11 protein-coding genes are annotated in these 14,050 nt (G+C 70.9%); 6 read left to right on the top strand and 5 right to left on the bottom strand.

The window, feature by feature from the left end:
• The first annotated feature begins 188 nt into the window (after positions 1 to 188).
• Complete coding sequence (locus tag AB0J52_RS09535) at positions 189 to 1,487, top strand: sensor histidine kinase (RefSeq protein ID WP_500181124.1); 1,299 nt, start codon at positions 189 to 191, stop codon at positions 1,485 to 1,487.
• Positions 1,488 to 1,527: 40 nt separating this feature from the next.
• Positions 1,528 to 2,211, top strand: a complete 684-nt coding sequence (locus tag AB0J52_RS09540) for a response regulator (protein WP_500181125.1) — start codon at positions 1,528 to 1,530, stop codon at positions 2,209 to 2,211.
• A gap of 421 nt (positions 2,212 to 2,632) precedes the next feature.
• Here AB0J52_RS09540 and AB0J52_RS09545 read toward each other — a convergent pair whose 3' ends face one another.
• The gene (locus AB0J52_RS09545) at positions 2,633 to 3,595 is read right to left on the bottom strand and encodes a hypothetical protein (protein WP_500181126.1); all 963 of its coding nucleotides are present in this window, start codon (positions 3,593 to 3,595) and stop codon (positions 2,633 to 2,635) included.
• A 253-nt stretch (positions 3,596 to 3,848) separates the two neighbouring features.
• Positions 3,849 to 4,616, bottom strand: a complete 768-nt coding sequence (locus AB0J52_RS09550) for a hypothetical protein (protein ID WP_500181127.1) — start codon at positions 4,614 to 4,616, stop codon at positions 3,849 to 3,851.
• Positions 4,617 to 5,039: 423 nt separating this feature from the next.
• Between AB0J52_RS09550 and AB0J52_RS09555 the strand changes: the two genes are divergently transcribed.
• Together AB0J52_RS09555 and ispF are read left to right on the top strand one after the other, a co-directional pair.
• Complete coding sequence (locus AB0J52_RS09555) at positions 5,040 to 5,522, top strand: CarD family transcriptional regulator (RefSeq protein WP_026414839.1); 483 nt, start codon at positions 5,040 to 5,042, stop codon at positions 5,520 to 5,522.
• A gap of 25 nt (positions 5,523 to 5,547) precedes the next feature.
• Positions 5,548 to 6,027, top strand: coding sequence for a 2-C-methyl-D-erythritol 2,4-cyclodiphosphate synthase (gene ispF, locus AB0J52_RS09560; RefSeq protein WP_500181128.1), 480 nt, complete (start codon positions 5,548 to 5,550; stop codon positions 6,025 to 6,027).
• Positions 6,028 to 6,470: 443 nt separating this feature from the next.
• Here the strand turns inward: ispF and fahA are convergent, their stop codons facing one another.
• From fahA to AB0J52_RS09575, 3 genes are all read right to left on the bottom strand, one after another.
• Positions 6,471 to 7,691 carry a fumarylacetoacetase gene (gene fahA, locus AB0J52_RS09565; protein WP_500181129.1) on the bottom strand — a complete coding sequence of 407 codons (1,221 nt, stop codon included), beginning with the start codon at positions 7,689 to 7,691 and terminating at the stop codon, positions 6,471 to 6,473.
• A 639-nt stretch (positions 7,692 to 8,330) separates the two neighbouring features.
• Positions 8,331 to 9,137 carry a hypothetical protein gene (locus AB0J52_RS09570; RefSeq protein WP_500181130.1) on the bottom strand — a complete coding sequence of 269 codons (807 nt, stop codon included), beginning with the start codon at positions 9,135 to 9,137 and terminating at the stop codon, positions 8,331 to 8,333.
• 302 nt (positions 9,138 to 9,439) lie between these two features.
• Entirely contained in the window at positions 9,440 to 9,772 is a 333-nt protein-coding gene (locus tag AB0J52_RS09575; RefSeq protein ID WP_500181131.1) for a glyoxalase superfamily protein, read from the bottom strand.
• A 2,614-nt stretch (positions 9,773 to 12,386) separates the two neighbouring features.
• On the opposite strand from AB0J52_RS09575, the gene AB0J52_RS09580 reads away from it, so the two are divergent.
• Positions 12,387 to 13,577 carry a homogentisate 1,2-dioxygenase gene (locus AB0J52_RS09580; RefSeq protein WP_500181132.1) on the top strand — a complete coding sequence of 397 codons (1,191 nt, stop codon included), beginning with the start codon at positions 12,387 to 12,389 and terminating at the stop codon, positions 13,575 to 13,577.
• Positions 13,578 to 13,698: 121 nt separating this feature from the next.
• Positions 13,699 to 14,050: DUF6585 family protein (locus tag AB0J52_RS09585; RefSeq protein ID WP_500181133.1), on the top strand; the 352-nt coding region annotated here is incomplete at its 3' end.

The raw sequence follows: 14,050 nt of genomic DNA on the forward strand, positions 1-14,050 counted from the left end.
GACCGCCGGGCGCCGCGCACGGTCCGTGCTCCCGGCGGGTCCGGGGCCCGGGATGTACTCGCCCACGCCACACCCTGCCCGACTGGTGTGAACCGACATGAATGGGGAGGTGAACATTGGGCTAACGGCTCCCGCCCGGACGCCCCCGCGGTGCGGGACGGCCTCGTTCGCCACCTACGATCCAAGGTGTGGAGGTCGAGGTTGTCGCAGGTCTGACCGGGCTCGCCGGGCTCGCGGTCGGACTCGCGACGGGATTGGCGGTGCGGGTGAGCGAGCGTGCCCAGCGGACCGTTCCCCCGGCGCAGCCCCAGAACGGGCTGCCCCCGGGGATAGCGTCGGTGCTGAGCGTCCTGAGATCGTCGGCCGTGGTGGTGGACGGCGAAGACCGGGTGCTGCGCGCCAGCTCGGCCGCCCGCGCGTTCGGACTGGTCAGCGATGACCGGCTGGTCGTGGACGAGCTGCTGGCGATGGCCCGGCTCGTCCGCCGCGACGGGGAGATCCGGGAGACCGAGATCCAGGTCGGGCCGTCCCGGTCGCGCTCGCGCGCCGAGGGCCGCTGGTTCGCCGTCCGCGTCGCCCCGCTCGGCTCGCACGGCCTGGTGCTCGTCCTCGCCGAGGACCTCACCGAGATGCGCCGCGTGGAGGCCATCCGCCGCGACTTCGTCGCCAACGTGAGCCACGAGCTGAAGACCCCGGTCGGCGCGCTGTCGCTGCTCGCCGAGACCGTGGACGCCGCCGCCGACGACCCCGAGGCCGTCCGCCGGTTCGCCGGGCGCATGCAGCACGAGTCGGTCCGGCTCACCAACCTCGTCCAGGACCTGATGACCCTCTCCCGCGTCCAGGGCGAGGAGCCGCTGGACGACCTGCACCCGGTCGAGCTGGACACGGTGATCGACGAGTCGCTGGACCGCTCGCAGATCCGGGCGGCCTCCAAGGAGATCGAGCTGATCGCGGGCGGCCGGCACGGCCTGCGGGTGCGCGGCGACGAGGAACTCCTGGTCACCGCGCTGCGCAACCTGATCGACAACGCGGTCGCCTACAGCCCCGAGAAGACCCGCGTCGTGGTGGCGACCCGGCAGACCGACGACCAGTACGTCGAGGTCACCGTCACCGACCAGGGCATCGGCATCCCCGACGGCGACCTGGAACGGATCTTCGAGCGGTTCTACCGGGTCGACCCCGCGCGGTCCCGGCAGACCGGCGGCACCGGCCTCGGCCTGGCGATCGTCAAGCACGTCACCGGCAAGCACGGCGGCGAGGTGACGGTCTGGAGCAAGGAGGGCTCCGGCTCCACCTTCACGCTCCGCCTGCCGCTGCTGAACCCCTCCCCCCTGCCGGCCCCCGCCGGCGCCGAGACCCCCAGCGACGTCCCGGGCGACCCCGGCGACGCGGGCGGCGGACCGGACGCACCCCGTCCGGACACGAGCGCCCGGCCGGCCGTCCACGGCCGCACATCCCACCCGACCCCCGAGGACCGGACGCGATGAGATCCGCGCTCGGGCCCAGAACCGCCCGGGAGGCAGAACAGTGACCCGTGTGCTCGTCGTGGAAGACGAGGAGTCCTTCAGCGACGCCCTGTCGTACACGCTGCGCAAGGAGGGCTTCGAGGTCGCGGTCGCGGCCACCGGCCCGGACGCGCTGGACGTCTTCGAGCGCGACGGCGCCGACCTCGTCCTGCTCGACCTGATGCTGCCGGGCCTGCCCGGCACCGAGGTGTGCCGGGAGCTGCGCGCCAAGTCCAACGTCCCGGTCATCATGCTCACCGCCAAGGACAGCGAGGTCGACAAGGTCGTCGGCCTGGAGCTCGGCGCGGACGACTACGTCACCAAGCCGTTCTCCACCCGCGAGCTGATCGCCCGGATGCGCGCCGTCCTGCGCCGCCAGGGCGACGCGGGCGAGGAGCTCGTGCCCGCCGTCCTGGAGGCCGGCCCCGTCCGCATGGACGTCGAACGGCACGTCGTGAGCGTCAACAGCGGCTCGGTCCAGCTCCCCCTCAAGGAGTTCGAGCTGCTGGAGGTGCTGCTGCGCAACGCGGGCCGTGTCCTGACCCGCATGCAGCTCATCGACCGCGTCTGGGGCGCCGACTACGTCGGCGACACCAAGACCCTCGACGTCCACATCAAGCGCCTCCGGGCCAAGATCGAGGACGCCCCGTCCACCCCGCGCCACATCGTCACCGTCCGCGGCCTCGGCTACAAGTTCGAGCCCTAAGCGGTGTTCAAAGAGTCCCGGCCCACTTCGCTCGCCTAACGGCTCGCTACGTGACCGGGCCTGGGCGAACGCGGCATCGCTTCGCGATCTGCCCGGTTGCGCTCGCCTTCGGCTTCGCTTCACCGGGCAGGTCGCGCGTTCGCGCGCGGGCTGAGGCCACTTGGAGCAGGCGCTATGCAACGCGCTAGGCCCGCATCTTCACGCGGCAGAGGGGCCTGAGGGCACATTCAGGGCACGCGAATTCTCGGAGCGGGCTTGGGGACTGCTGGGAAGTTGTAGCGCGTCAGAGCGGAGGCCGCCGATCTCGGGTCGGCGGCCTCTTTCGTCCTGTTCCACCTGGGTGCGAGCCAGGGGTAGGCGCGAAAAACGGCCCGTACCGCATTCTGGGGACGCGGTACGGGCCGTTCTCGTTGCGTGCGGGTCAGGCGGCCGGGGTCTCGGTGGTCTTCGGCTCGCCGGACTTGGTGGGCTCGGTCGAGCCGGACGGCTCGGTGCCCGGGGTGCTCGGCGCGCCGGTCGGCTCGCCGCTGCCGCTGCCGCTCGGGACGGCCGGGGCCGGGGTGAACGGGGTGCCCTGCGACACCGCGACGTAGGTGCTGAACTCGTTCTGCTGCGGGATGACCGGAACGGCGAGCGTCACCGTGCCGGCCTTCTCGAACTGCAGCGTGACCTGGACCGTCTCGCCGCCCAGCAGCTGCTTGTTCGCCTGCGTCAGGACGACCAGCGGGCCCTTGCCGCCGGTCCCCGGCGTGGCCTCGCCGGCCGGGGCGCTCGGGGCGCCGGAGCCGGGCGCGGTCGGCGTCTCGGGCGAGCTCGGCGTCTCGGTCGAAGGCGTGCTCGGCGCGACCGAACCCGGGGTGCTCGGCGTGCTCGGGGTGCCGGTCACGGGCGCCGTCGGGACGCCGGTGGTGGGCTTGGTGGCGGGCTTGCCCGACTTCACGCCGGACGGCTTGCCCGACGGGGTCGCGTGCGGGGCCGGGACCGTCCCGAGCAGGGACACCGCGGAGCCCTCGCCGCGCTCCCTGGCCGCGGGCAGCGCCACGCCGTCGGCGGCGATCTTGGCCTGGCCGAACTCCGGCGCGCTGACCGAGACGAGCCGGTCGGCGCGGCCGGGGACCTGGTTGATCAGCGTCGCGTACAGCGGGACCGACGACCCGGCGGGCAGCGCCTTCTCCGGCTCCGGGCCGAGCAGGAACATGTTGCGGATGTCGACCTGCGCCTTGGCCGGGTCGGTCTTCGGAACCCAGGCGTTGACGCCCTCGGTCAGCTGCGTCGGCGCCGCGGTCTGAGGCTCCTCGCCGGCGCCGCAGCCGGCGAGCACCGGCGCCATGGCGACGGCGCCCGCGAAGGCGAGCGCGACCACTCGACGGCTGTTTCGGATCACGGCGACGATCTCCTCGGGAAAAGGGTTGCAGGCGGTTCAGGGGTTTCGGCGTGTGCGAACGCCGAAGGGCAGCCTAGCGAGACGGGACGGGTGATACGGAGTCGGGGGTCCTGTTCCCACCGAATTCCGCGGATCATCCGGTGATCTCCTGAGCCGTCCCCGCCAGGCCCTCGCCGGGACGGGACGACCGGTGGTGATCGTCCACGGCGCGGTGCCGGCTGTCGAGGGCGCGGAGGGCGGCGCTGCGGCGGTGTCAGGGGGCCTTGTCGGTGGCCGCCTTGATGAGAGTGGTCAGCTCGGGCCCGGGCTTCGGAGAGGCGAGGATCTCCGAGACCACGCCGTCGTTGCCGACGAAGACGGCGGTGAGACCGGTGGCGGGCCGTCCGTCAGGGCCGTTGGCGTAGTGGCCGGCCAGGATGCCCTTCGCGTCGTCCAGGACGACGGGGTCGCCGTCGTGCGCGTTCCCGGCGAGGGTGCGCAGGGACTTGATCGTCTGCTCGGGGGACGCGGTGGAGCCGCGCCGGTCGGCGGCGAGCCAGAGGCCCGCGTTGAGCACCCGGGTGCGCTTGGCGAGGTCGGCGATCACGGCGGCGCAGGAGCACTTGGGCGGGACGATCGCGACGACGCCGGGCCGCAGGTCGCTCAGGGGCTTGGTCTTGGTGCTCGGCGGTTCGGTGACCGAGCCGTCCGGCAGGAAGCCGCCCTTGCGGCCGACCGGGGCGGACGGGTGCGGGGCGAGCGCGGCGCGGGTCGGCCGCGGTTCGGGACGGGTTCCGAGCGAGGTCATCAGCACCCCGCTGACCAGCGCGATCAGCAGCGCCCCGGTGATGATCGGGATGGCCACTCCGAAGCGGGCGATCGGCCTGGCGATGCGGTCGAACCGGGCGCGCCGCCGCTGCTGGCGCCGCTCGCGGCGGTAGGCGATGACGTCGCGGTCCAGGTCGCGGGCGTCGTCGGGCACGACGACATCGACGTGGGGGAGTCCGTAGTCGTCGTGCTCGGGGTCGCCGTCTGGCCTCACACCGCACCTCTCCCGTTTCCCGTGTCCGCCGGACCGCCTCCGTCCGCCGCGCCCCTTTCGCTCTTTTTCTGACACTTCGTACCCGCACCGCCCGGCATGTTCACCTCCCAGTATGGGCCGCGGCGCGCGACCTGACAGGGGGGAGAGGGGGAACTGCGCGAACGGGATCGCGAATTACCTCGCAACCGGCGCCGAAACCCATTCGTGATCATGCCCGGACGTGCGGTGACAAGGGTCGATGCGGTGCGTCCCGCGACCCGGGCCAAGTGCTCCGCGCGCGTGGTAAACGTGCCCGGGATGCACTATCAAGTCGCTTTGTCAAGGTCCCAATAAGGGGGTTGACCTGCGGATTTGTCGAGAAGGTCGGTGCGGTCACCCCGAGGTCCGTGCTACGCTGGTTCTAGCGGAAGGGGTACTTGTCACATGACTTTCCAGGTCGGCGACACCGTCGTCTACCCCCACCATGGGGCTGCTCGGATCGAGGCCATCGAGACTCGCACCATCAAGGGTGAGGAAAGGACCTACCTGGTCCTGAAGGTCGACAAGGGCGACCTGACAGTTCAGGTTCCGGTCGAGAACGTCGAGGACGTGGGCGTGCGCGACGTCGTCGGCCAGGAAGGTCTGGAGAAGGTGTTCGAGGTGCTTCGCGCACCCTACACCGAAGAGCCCACCAACTGGTCGCGCCGCTACAAGGCCAACCTGGAGAAGCTCGCCTCCGGCGACGTCAACAAGGTCGCCGAGGTCGTCCGCGATCTGTGGCGGCGGGACAAGGAGCGGGGCCTGTCGGCCGGCGAGAAGCGCATGCTCGCCAAGGCCCGCCAGATCCTGGTGAGCGAGCTCGCGCTCGCGGAGAAGACCAACGAGGACAAGGCGGAGGCCCTCCTCGACGAGGTGCTGGCCAGCTGATCAGGTGAGTCATCAGCTTCCACGGGTGGGCGTCGGAACCGACGTCCACCCGTTCGCTTCCCACGCCGACCGCCCCCTCTGGGTGGCGGGTCTCGAATGGCCCGGCGAGGGCCCCGGCCTCGAAGGCCACTCCGACGGCGACGTGGCCGCGCACGCCATCTGCGACGCGCTGCTGTCCGCCTGCTCGCTGGGCGACCTCGGCAAGGTCTTCGGGACGGCCGACCCACGCTGGTCAGGCGCGTCCGGCGCGACGCTGCTGCGCGAGACCGCCCGCCTGGTGGACGAGGCGGGCTGGCTGATCGGCAACGTCGCCGTCCAGGTCATCGGCAACCGCCCCAAGATCGGCAAACGCCGCGACGAGGCCGCCAAGACCCTGTCGGAGGCCCTGAACGGCGCGTCCGTCAGCCTCTCCGCCACCACGACCGACGGCCTGGGCCTCACCGGCCGAGGCGAGGGCCTGGCGGCTCTGGCCAACGCCCTGGTCTTCCCCAAGCAACCAGCCTGACCCGGTCCCCGGTCCCCTCCGGCCGCCGGACTCGGCCGAGCTGCGGCCAAGAGCTCTCCTGGCATCCGCCAACCCACCAAATAGCCCGCCGTCGCGGCGTCGCTGTCGCGCTGTCGGGCCCGGCGCTGTGGCCCTGTCGGGCCTCGCGCTCTCGGGGCTCGCGCTGTTGGGCCTCGCGCGTCGGGGCTCGCGCTGTCGCGCTGTACGGCGTCACACCGCCCTGCTCGTTCGGCGAGCAGTCCGGCATGCCGACGCCGACGCTCCGTCCTCTCGGTGGTTCGCCCTCTCGCCGAGGAACCGACTTGGGTCTCGCCGGATCTCGTCCTTGTCTCCGACGACGTTGCGCGGACAGGTGGACGGCGGCCCTGGCGACGTTATCCACAACCTGTGGGTAACTTTTCGCTGTGCTGCTCCGGCGGCGCAGACTCGACGGTATGAGACGTTCAGCAGGGTGCGGGGCTGATGGTGCCGGTCACCTCGCCGAGACCGATGGTGGAGCCGTTCGCGCCTGGCGCGGTCGCGCGGATGGTGACGGTGTCACCGTCCTCCAGGAACGTGCGCTTCGTGCCGTCCGGCAGTTCCAGCGGCTCCGTGCCGTTCCAGGTCAGCTCGAGCAGGCAGCCGCGCTCCTCCTTGGCGGGACCCGAGACGGTCCCGGAGGCGAAGAGGTCTCCGGTACGCAGGGGCGCGCCGTTCACCGTCGCGTGCGCGAGCTGCTGCGGCGGCGTCCAGTACATGCCGTCGAAGCGGGGCCGGGAGACGGGCCGCCCGTTGATCAGGATCTCCAAGCGCAGGTCGAGCCCCCACGGTTCGTCCGCACGCAGGTAGGGCAACGGCACCGGGTCCTGGACGGGTGGGGAGACTCGCGCGGACTCAAGCGCCTCAACCGGCACCACCCAGGGCGAGATCGATGTCGCGAACGACTTGCTGAGGAACGGCCCGAGCGGTTGCGCCTCCCACGCCTGGATGTCCCGCGCACTCCAGTCGTTCACCAGCACGAACCCGAAGACGTGATCGCGGAACGCGCGTGGCGTGACCGGCCGACCCGGCGTCGAGGGCACGCCGGCGACGAACCCGACCTCCGCCTCGATGTCGAGCTTCAGGCACGCCCCGTACGACGGGGCGGCGTCGGTCGGCACGGCCTTGCGCTGTCCGCACGGCCGGACGATCGGCGTCCCGGACGCGTAGACCGTCCCCGCCCGCCCGTGGTACCCGACGGGGAGGTGCTTCCAGTTCGGCATGAGCGGCTCTCCCTGAGGTCGGAAGATCCGCCCGACGTTCGTCGCGTGATGCTCGGACGAGTAGAAGTCGACGTAGTCGGCGACCTCGAACGGCAGCAGCAACTCGACGTCCGAGACCGGCACCAGATGCGGCGACACCGCCTCACGGTGCGCCGAGTCGGTGAGCAACTCCCGCAACCGGGCCCGGTTCGCGGTCCAGGCCGCCCGGCCCGCCGCCATGAAGGGGTTCAGCGACCCCGCGTCGAACCACCCGTGATCCTCGACCAGGCCCGCCTCGGAGAGGCCGGTCAGGTCCAGCACCCGATCCCCGATGGCGACTCCGACCCGGGTGTCCGCCTCGTCCCGCCGGAACACCCCGTACGGCAGGTTCTCGATGCCAAAGCCGCTGTCCTGGTCGACCTCAACCCAAGTCATGCGCACCATCCTTCCCCGCCCATCCCGAGCAACCAACCCCTTCGCCGACCCGACCGTCCCCTCAGCTCTACTGCCAGCACCAACCGCATTCCGAGCACCCCACCACCGCAGGGGCCCTCCGCTGACTGGCTCCCCATACCCGCCGCCCCACCGACGCCTCAACGTTCCGCGCCTCTCAGATGGCATCGACAGCTGCGTGGCCAAGCCGTGCTCCAAGTCCTGGCCCACGTTGCCCGCCTAGCGGATCGCTACGTGACCTACTTGGACGAATGCGGCAGTGCGTCGCGAGCTGCCCGCTTTCTCGATCGCCTCCGGCCGCACCGCATCACGCAGGTCACGCGTCCGCGCGCGGGACCAGAGCCCTTCGAGATAGCCCTGGGCGGCGTTTTGCCCACGCTCTTACTCCAGCCGTGGGCGCTGACCTCACACGCGAACGCGACGACCTGTGCCGTTGCCGGTCACGTCGTCCGGGCCGGGGGTGATGCCTTCGATACGGGCCCTTCCGCGCGACGCCCAGGCCACCGGGCTATCGAGGCCGCCACACAGTCGGCGTGGCTCTGGACGAGGCCGTCCGCGTGCGGGGAAGCCGCGGTGGCGTGCAGCGAAAGGTGGACGGGACGCTTTCACGTGGGTGATGGAGCGGCTCGGTCACAGGAGACCGAGCGAGGCGAGATCCGAACGGGGGGTGTCGATGTCGCAGGAGCCGAAACCGGTGAACATTCGCCGGGCCGTCTCGCGCTGCTCGTCGGTCAGGGCGCGGACTCGCACGGCGACGGCCACCGGATTGACCATCTCCATGGCATCGACGCTTCCCCCGTCCGCCGTGGCCAGCAGGATGTTCAGGAACCCGTGATGGACGAACTCGGTCTCCGGGTCGCTGTGCCGCACGGCATGGTGCAGCCCCGCCGTGCACTTGAACGGCAGCCGCCGCTCGACGCACGCCCCCACGAACGCCGCGACCTCGGCAGGACTGGGGAACGCGTCGGCCGTGAGCCCTCCCGTCCGGAACTTCGCCCCGACCCGGGCGCCGGCCTCGTGGGCGGCGGCGATCCCGTCGATCACCATGTGCCAACCGGCCGTCCGCCGCACTTCCAGGAACGCGGGTACCTCCGTGGGGAGCGAGGCGATGGTGACCGTCGCGGCTCGTGCCTGGTCGGCGTCCTCCGGCAGCGCGACCTCGATCCCGCGCAGTCGGACCCGGGGCTCGGCCGCCACGTCCTCCAGGGCCTTCGGCAACCCGTCCAGGCCGGAGTCCGCGATCACCACGAGGTCGAGAAGGTCGTCGGGCAGCAGGTGCGTCCGCAACTCGGCGACCCGCGAGGCCGGACAGAGGAACCGTCCGATCACCGGGTCATCGGCCGCGTTCCGGTAGGCGGGCAGTGCCCTGTCCAACGACTCCTGAGCGGGTGGAAACAGCGCCGCGTCGTCCACGAACCCAGCGAACAGTTGCCCCATGCCCGGAGTGGTACCCGCGCGCCCCGGCCCTCATCCGACCATTTCCGGACCACCCAGACGCCGCACCGCCGCCCCATCCGATCGGTTCCGGTCTGCCGTCCTGCTCCTGCTACCGCTGACCACGCCTTACCAGCGGGCCGCCCTCATGGAGGTCACGGCCCCTCAGGGAGTGATGATCCTGGAGGTCACGGCCCCTCAGGGGTGATGATCCGCAGAGAACCCGGCCCTAACCGTCGTCGTTCCCGCGGACGGTTGCTCCCTCAGCCCTCAGTGCGGCTGCCCCGCCGCGCTGCCGGTGAGTGTCATTCCGTCGGCGTGCCGATCCGAAGCCGGTTGCCGTCGGGGTCGCGCAACTCGATCTCACGCGCCCACGGCAGGTCCTCGGCCTGCACACCGAACTCGGAGGCGATCGCCTCGACGTCACGAACGCGGAGGTAGACCAGCGTGCCGGGGCGGGCGTCACCTTCGTGCTCCGACAAGTACAACCGCACCCCGCCCCGCGCCACCTCGACGAACGCGGGAAATCCCGGCTCGAAACGGTGTTCCCACTGCTTGGCGAAGTCGAGACGCTCGTACCAGGCCACCGCCGTCGCAGCATCTTCGACGCGAAGAATGGGAATGACTACCTCGTCCATGGCGCCATCGTCGCAAAACCATGCAGGGCGTAGGCGCCTGGGCGGCACCACGAAGTGGCGGGCCGGGCGTGCTGTTCGACCCCGACGAGGGGACGCAGCGGCAGATGATCATGGCCGGGCCGGCGGCGCACGCGCTTGACCTTCTGGTTGGACGGCCGGAAGGTGTGGGACTACCGGGGCGGTCTGACCCCGGAGCGATCCCAGATGGGCCTCGCGCTCCAGAACGACCAGGTGTGCGTCGGGGGCCGTCCTTCTGTCGCGTTCTCCCAGGAAGCTGCACGCTAACGGAGCTACGACCTGGGAAAACTGTGTCCTCTGAGAGGCAGTGGTCTCCGGCCTCTTTCACGGGATGCGTTCTCAGGAAGGCGCATCCTTGAGGGAGCCGCGGCCTGAGAAAGCCGTGTGCTTCGGGTGCGGTGTCTTTCCGGCGGTCGGGAAGAGGGCATCTGCCAGGAACGGGCAGCGGTTCCTTGATCAGCGGGTCTGTGGCGGGCTGAGTGGGACCGCTGTCATACGGCGGCGGTGAAGGGTGAACGCGGCCGCGTCCACCGCGCCTTGGATGGCATCCCCAAAACGGTCTGCGGGTGCCTCGCCGTTGCGTCCTGTTGTCATCTTGGGACGATGCAGGGTCTCCTCCCGGCCTCACGGCACCTCACTGTCGTCCTGCGCGATCACGTCGTCCGTGCCACCCGCCCAGGGAGCGCAATGCCAGGGGACCGGGCAGGTAACGGACGTGCTGGTGGTGGCGGTTCGGCGTTAGTCGGCGGGAGGTGTGGGGGAGCTGCGGAGGCGGCTGGACGGGGGATTCCAGCCCCACGGTGGGGTGGCATCCCTGGGGACATCGTCCGTGGCCGCATGGCCCGGAAGCGGAGCGTCCTCGGATGAGGAGGGATTCGGGACGTCCTTCATCGCGTCTCGGGCGTCGGACGAGGCGGCCTTGTCTGCGGCCGACCGGGTGCCTTCGGACGAGGAGAGGTCGTCATCCACCGAGGCGGCGTTGTCGTCAGCCCGGGAAGGGGCGTTCTCGGCCCGGAGGTCGTCGTGTTCGGACGAAAAAAGAGCATCGTCAGCAGGCGCGGGGAGGTCGTTCTCCGCAGTCGGGACGTCATCTCGCGAGGAGTCGTTGCCTGCGTTCGGGGGTGTTGCCGCAGGTGAAACGGATTCCTCGGAAGCCTGAGTCTTCTTAGGACGAGGTGCCTCGCGATGTGAGTGGCTCTCCTGCTCCTGCCCTTGCTCCCGGGACTGTGCTGCTGAGTTCAGAGGCCGGTCCGTCCCGGATGCGGGACGGGTAGGCGGGATGGGTTCGTCTGTTTGAGGAGGCGGTGGGGTGATCCCCTCAGGGAGAGATGGGTGGGCTTCCTCCCGGACCGGTGTGTCGTGGTCTCGGCGGGGGCTCTGGTTCTCGTCGTCCGCGTTGCGGGTTTCAGTGTGGTCGCCGGTAGGCGGGGCGGCGTCGTTGTCTTCGGGGGAGGCAGGGCCCGCTGGCTTGGTCGTAGAGGGGCGCGGGCTCGGGGGTTCGATCGGGACTGTGGCCGAGGGGTGGACTTGAGACGTGTGCGGGTGCGCATCCGGAGCATCTGCCGTACTGGAACTAGCCGGACCACGGGCGTTCGGACGTTCGTCTGTGTGAGTGTCGCGAGGGGGCGTTTCGCGGGCGGCGTGGAAGGACGACGAGATCGCCGGTTCCGAGGAGAGGGCGGTTGTGCCGTAGCGGTCGGTGGGGTCGCTTGCTGGGTCATCCGGACGTGCGGCGACGTTGACCGCTGACAGCTGAGTGGGCTGGCCGTTCCGCTCGCTGTGCTCTGCGCGTTCTTCGGAAGAGCCTGCCGACGGGACGGCCTCCCTGACCGGAGGTGCGGCGTCCTGGCCCCGCTCGCCTGCGGAAGAGGATGCGGCGGGCACGTCTGCTGCGTGTTCCGGCTCCTCGGCGGGTGGGCGGGAGAAGAGGTGGTCCAGCGGGGATTCGTGGACGTGGTTCTCCGACGGCGGCGCGGGGGCCGGTTCAGGCGCGGAGGTGGGGGCGGGAGGAAGGCTCGACGGGGCGCGGAGCAGGCGGAGGGTGGTCAGCCACAGCCAGACGCCGATGAGGAGCATGGCGTGCGGAGCCACCGCGACCGCGCCGCGAAGCGGCTTCGCCGGGAGGGAGTCGAAACCCCAGACGGCGTGCTGGACGGAGATCCAGGAGAGGCCCGCGAGCAGGAGAAGCAGGAACGTCCAGCGGAGGGCGCGGCTCCACCAGCGGGCGTGGCGGGCCGCCAGCAGGGAGAGGAGGGTGAGGACGAGGAGGGCGTCCGCGGCGGCCGGGTAGACGGGGGACCAGTCGTGGTCGACGCGCCCCGTCTCGGCGAGGCCGCGCAGGACGTCCCAGGTCAGGGCGCATGCGGCAGCCGTCAGCAGGGTCACCAGGAGGGCGCCGCAGGCGGCCAGGAGGCGGCGCGGCAGGCGGGACGGGCGGGGCGCTTCGGTCGGCATCGTGGCTCGCGGTTCAGAGGGCGGAACGGGCAGATCAACATTAATCAGGACGGGCCACGCAGATGGGGACCCGGTGGCTGCGTCCGAAACGTGTCGGGACGTACGGTGTTGGTGACGATGGCGTCCCCAACTGGAGGCAGCGATGCCGTACTACCGGGTCGTGGGTGAGGTCCCACGCAAGCGTCACGTGCAGTTCCGTCGCCCGGACGGCGGTCTCTACGCCGAGGAGCTGGTGGGCGAGGAGGGCTTCTCCTCCGACTCCAGCCTGCTCTACCACCGGTACGCGCCCACCGCGATCATCAAGAGCGAGGGGTTGGACGACGGGTCAGCGGCCGAGGGCCTGGTCCCGAACCATCCGCTGCAGCCGCGCGGCTACCGCACCCAGGACCTTCCGGTCGGCGGTGATCTGGTGCTCGGCCGGCAGGTCCTCTTCGGCAACCAGGACGTGCGGATGTCGTTCGTCGCCTCGTCCGGCGGCCCGAGCGAGCTGTACCGCAACTCGGTGGGGGCGGAGGTCGTCTACGTCCAGACGGGCCGGGCGACGTTCGAGTCGACCTATGGAGCGCTCGACGTCACCGAGGGCGACTACGTGGTCATTCCGACCGGGACCATCCACCGGTGGGTGCCCGAGGACGGGGAGACGGTCCGCGCGCTCGTCATCGAGGCGAGCGGTCATGTGCGTCCGCCGCGCCGGTACCTGTCGCAGTTCGGGCAGTTCCTTGAGCACGCGCCCTACAGCGAGCGGGATCTGCGCGCTCCCACCGAGCCCCTGCAGAGGGAGGGCGGCGAGGTGCCGGTCATCGTGCGCACGCGCGGTGGCCTGTCCAGGCTGACGTACCTGCACCACCCGTTCGACGTCGTCGGATGGGACGGCTACCTGTACCCGTACGTGTTCAGCATCCACGACTTCGAGCCGATCGTTAAGCGGACGCACGCGCCGCCGCCCGTCCACCAGACGTTCGAGGGGCCGAACTTCGTGATCTGCTCCTTCTGCCCGCGTCCGCTGGACTTCCATGAGGAGGCCGTGCCGATCCCGTACAACCACCACAACGTGGACTCCGACGAGATGATGTTCTACGTCGGCGGCGACTACACGGCACGGAAGGGCTCGGGCATCGGGATCGGCTCGATCTCGCTGCACCCCTCCGGGTTCACGCACGGGCCGCAGCCCGGCGCGGTGGAGGCGGTGATCGACGCGGTCCGGCGGGGGCACGACCGAGCGACGGAGCTGGCCGTCATGATCGACACGTTCCGTCCGCTGGACCTCGGCCCGGCCGCCCGCCGCTGCGAGGACCCCGAGTACGCCTGGACCTGGGCGCGCACCGCGACCTGACCTCCCCGACTCCGACCGTCGTCTCCAGGCGGAACGCGACGGTGATGGGGTCATGGCCCCCGGTGGTGATTTCCTTCGGTTCCATCGGGGTAATCGGTAGTTTGTGCCATTTCCTCGTCCGGTGCTGGAACGGGCCGCCACGCACGGGCTCGGGGTGCCGGTCCGGGTGTTCGACGCCCGGATCGGCCGCCGCCGCGCCGTCGGCTGGCTGGTGCTGCTCGGCCTCGCCGTCCTCGTGCTCGTGCCCGCGTCGGCGCTGTACCTGGCGGCCGGACGGTTCTGGATCGGGCTGCTCGCCGCGTCCCTGGCCGTCGCGTACCTGGCCCTCGCGGTGCGGATCCTGCTGCACGCCGGCCTCCGGGAGCGCATGCCCGTCGTCTACCTGTTCGGCGGCGGGCTGGTCTACGCGGGGACGGGGCGCGCGGCCGCCTACCACTGGGACGACCTGTCCGCCGTGACCGTCGCGGGCGTCC

This window comes from Spirillospora sp. NPDC049652 (assembly GCF_040675125.1).
GTDB lineage: Bacteria > Actinomycetota > Actinomycetes > Streptosporangiales > Streptosporangiaceae > Spirillospora.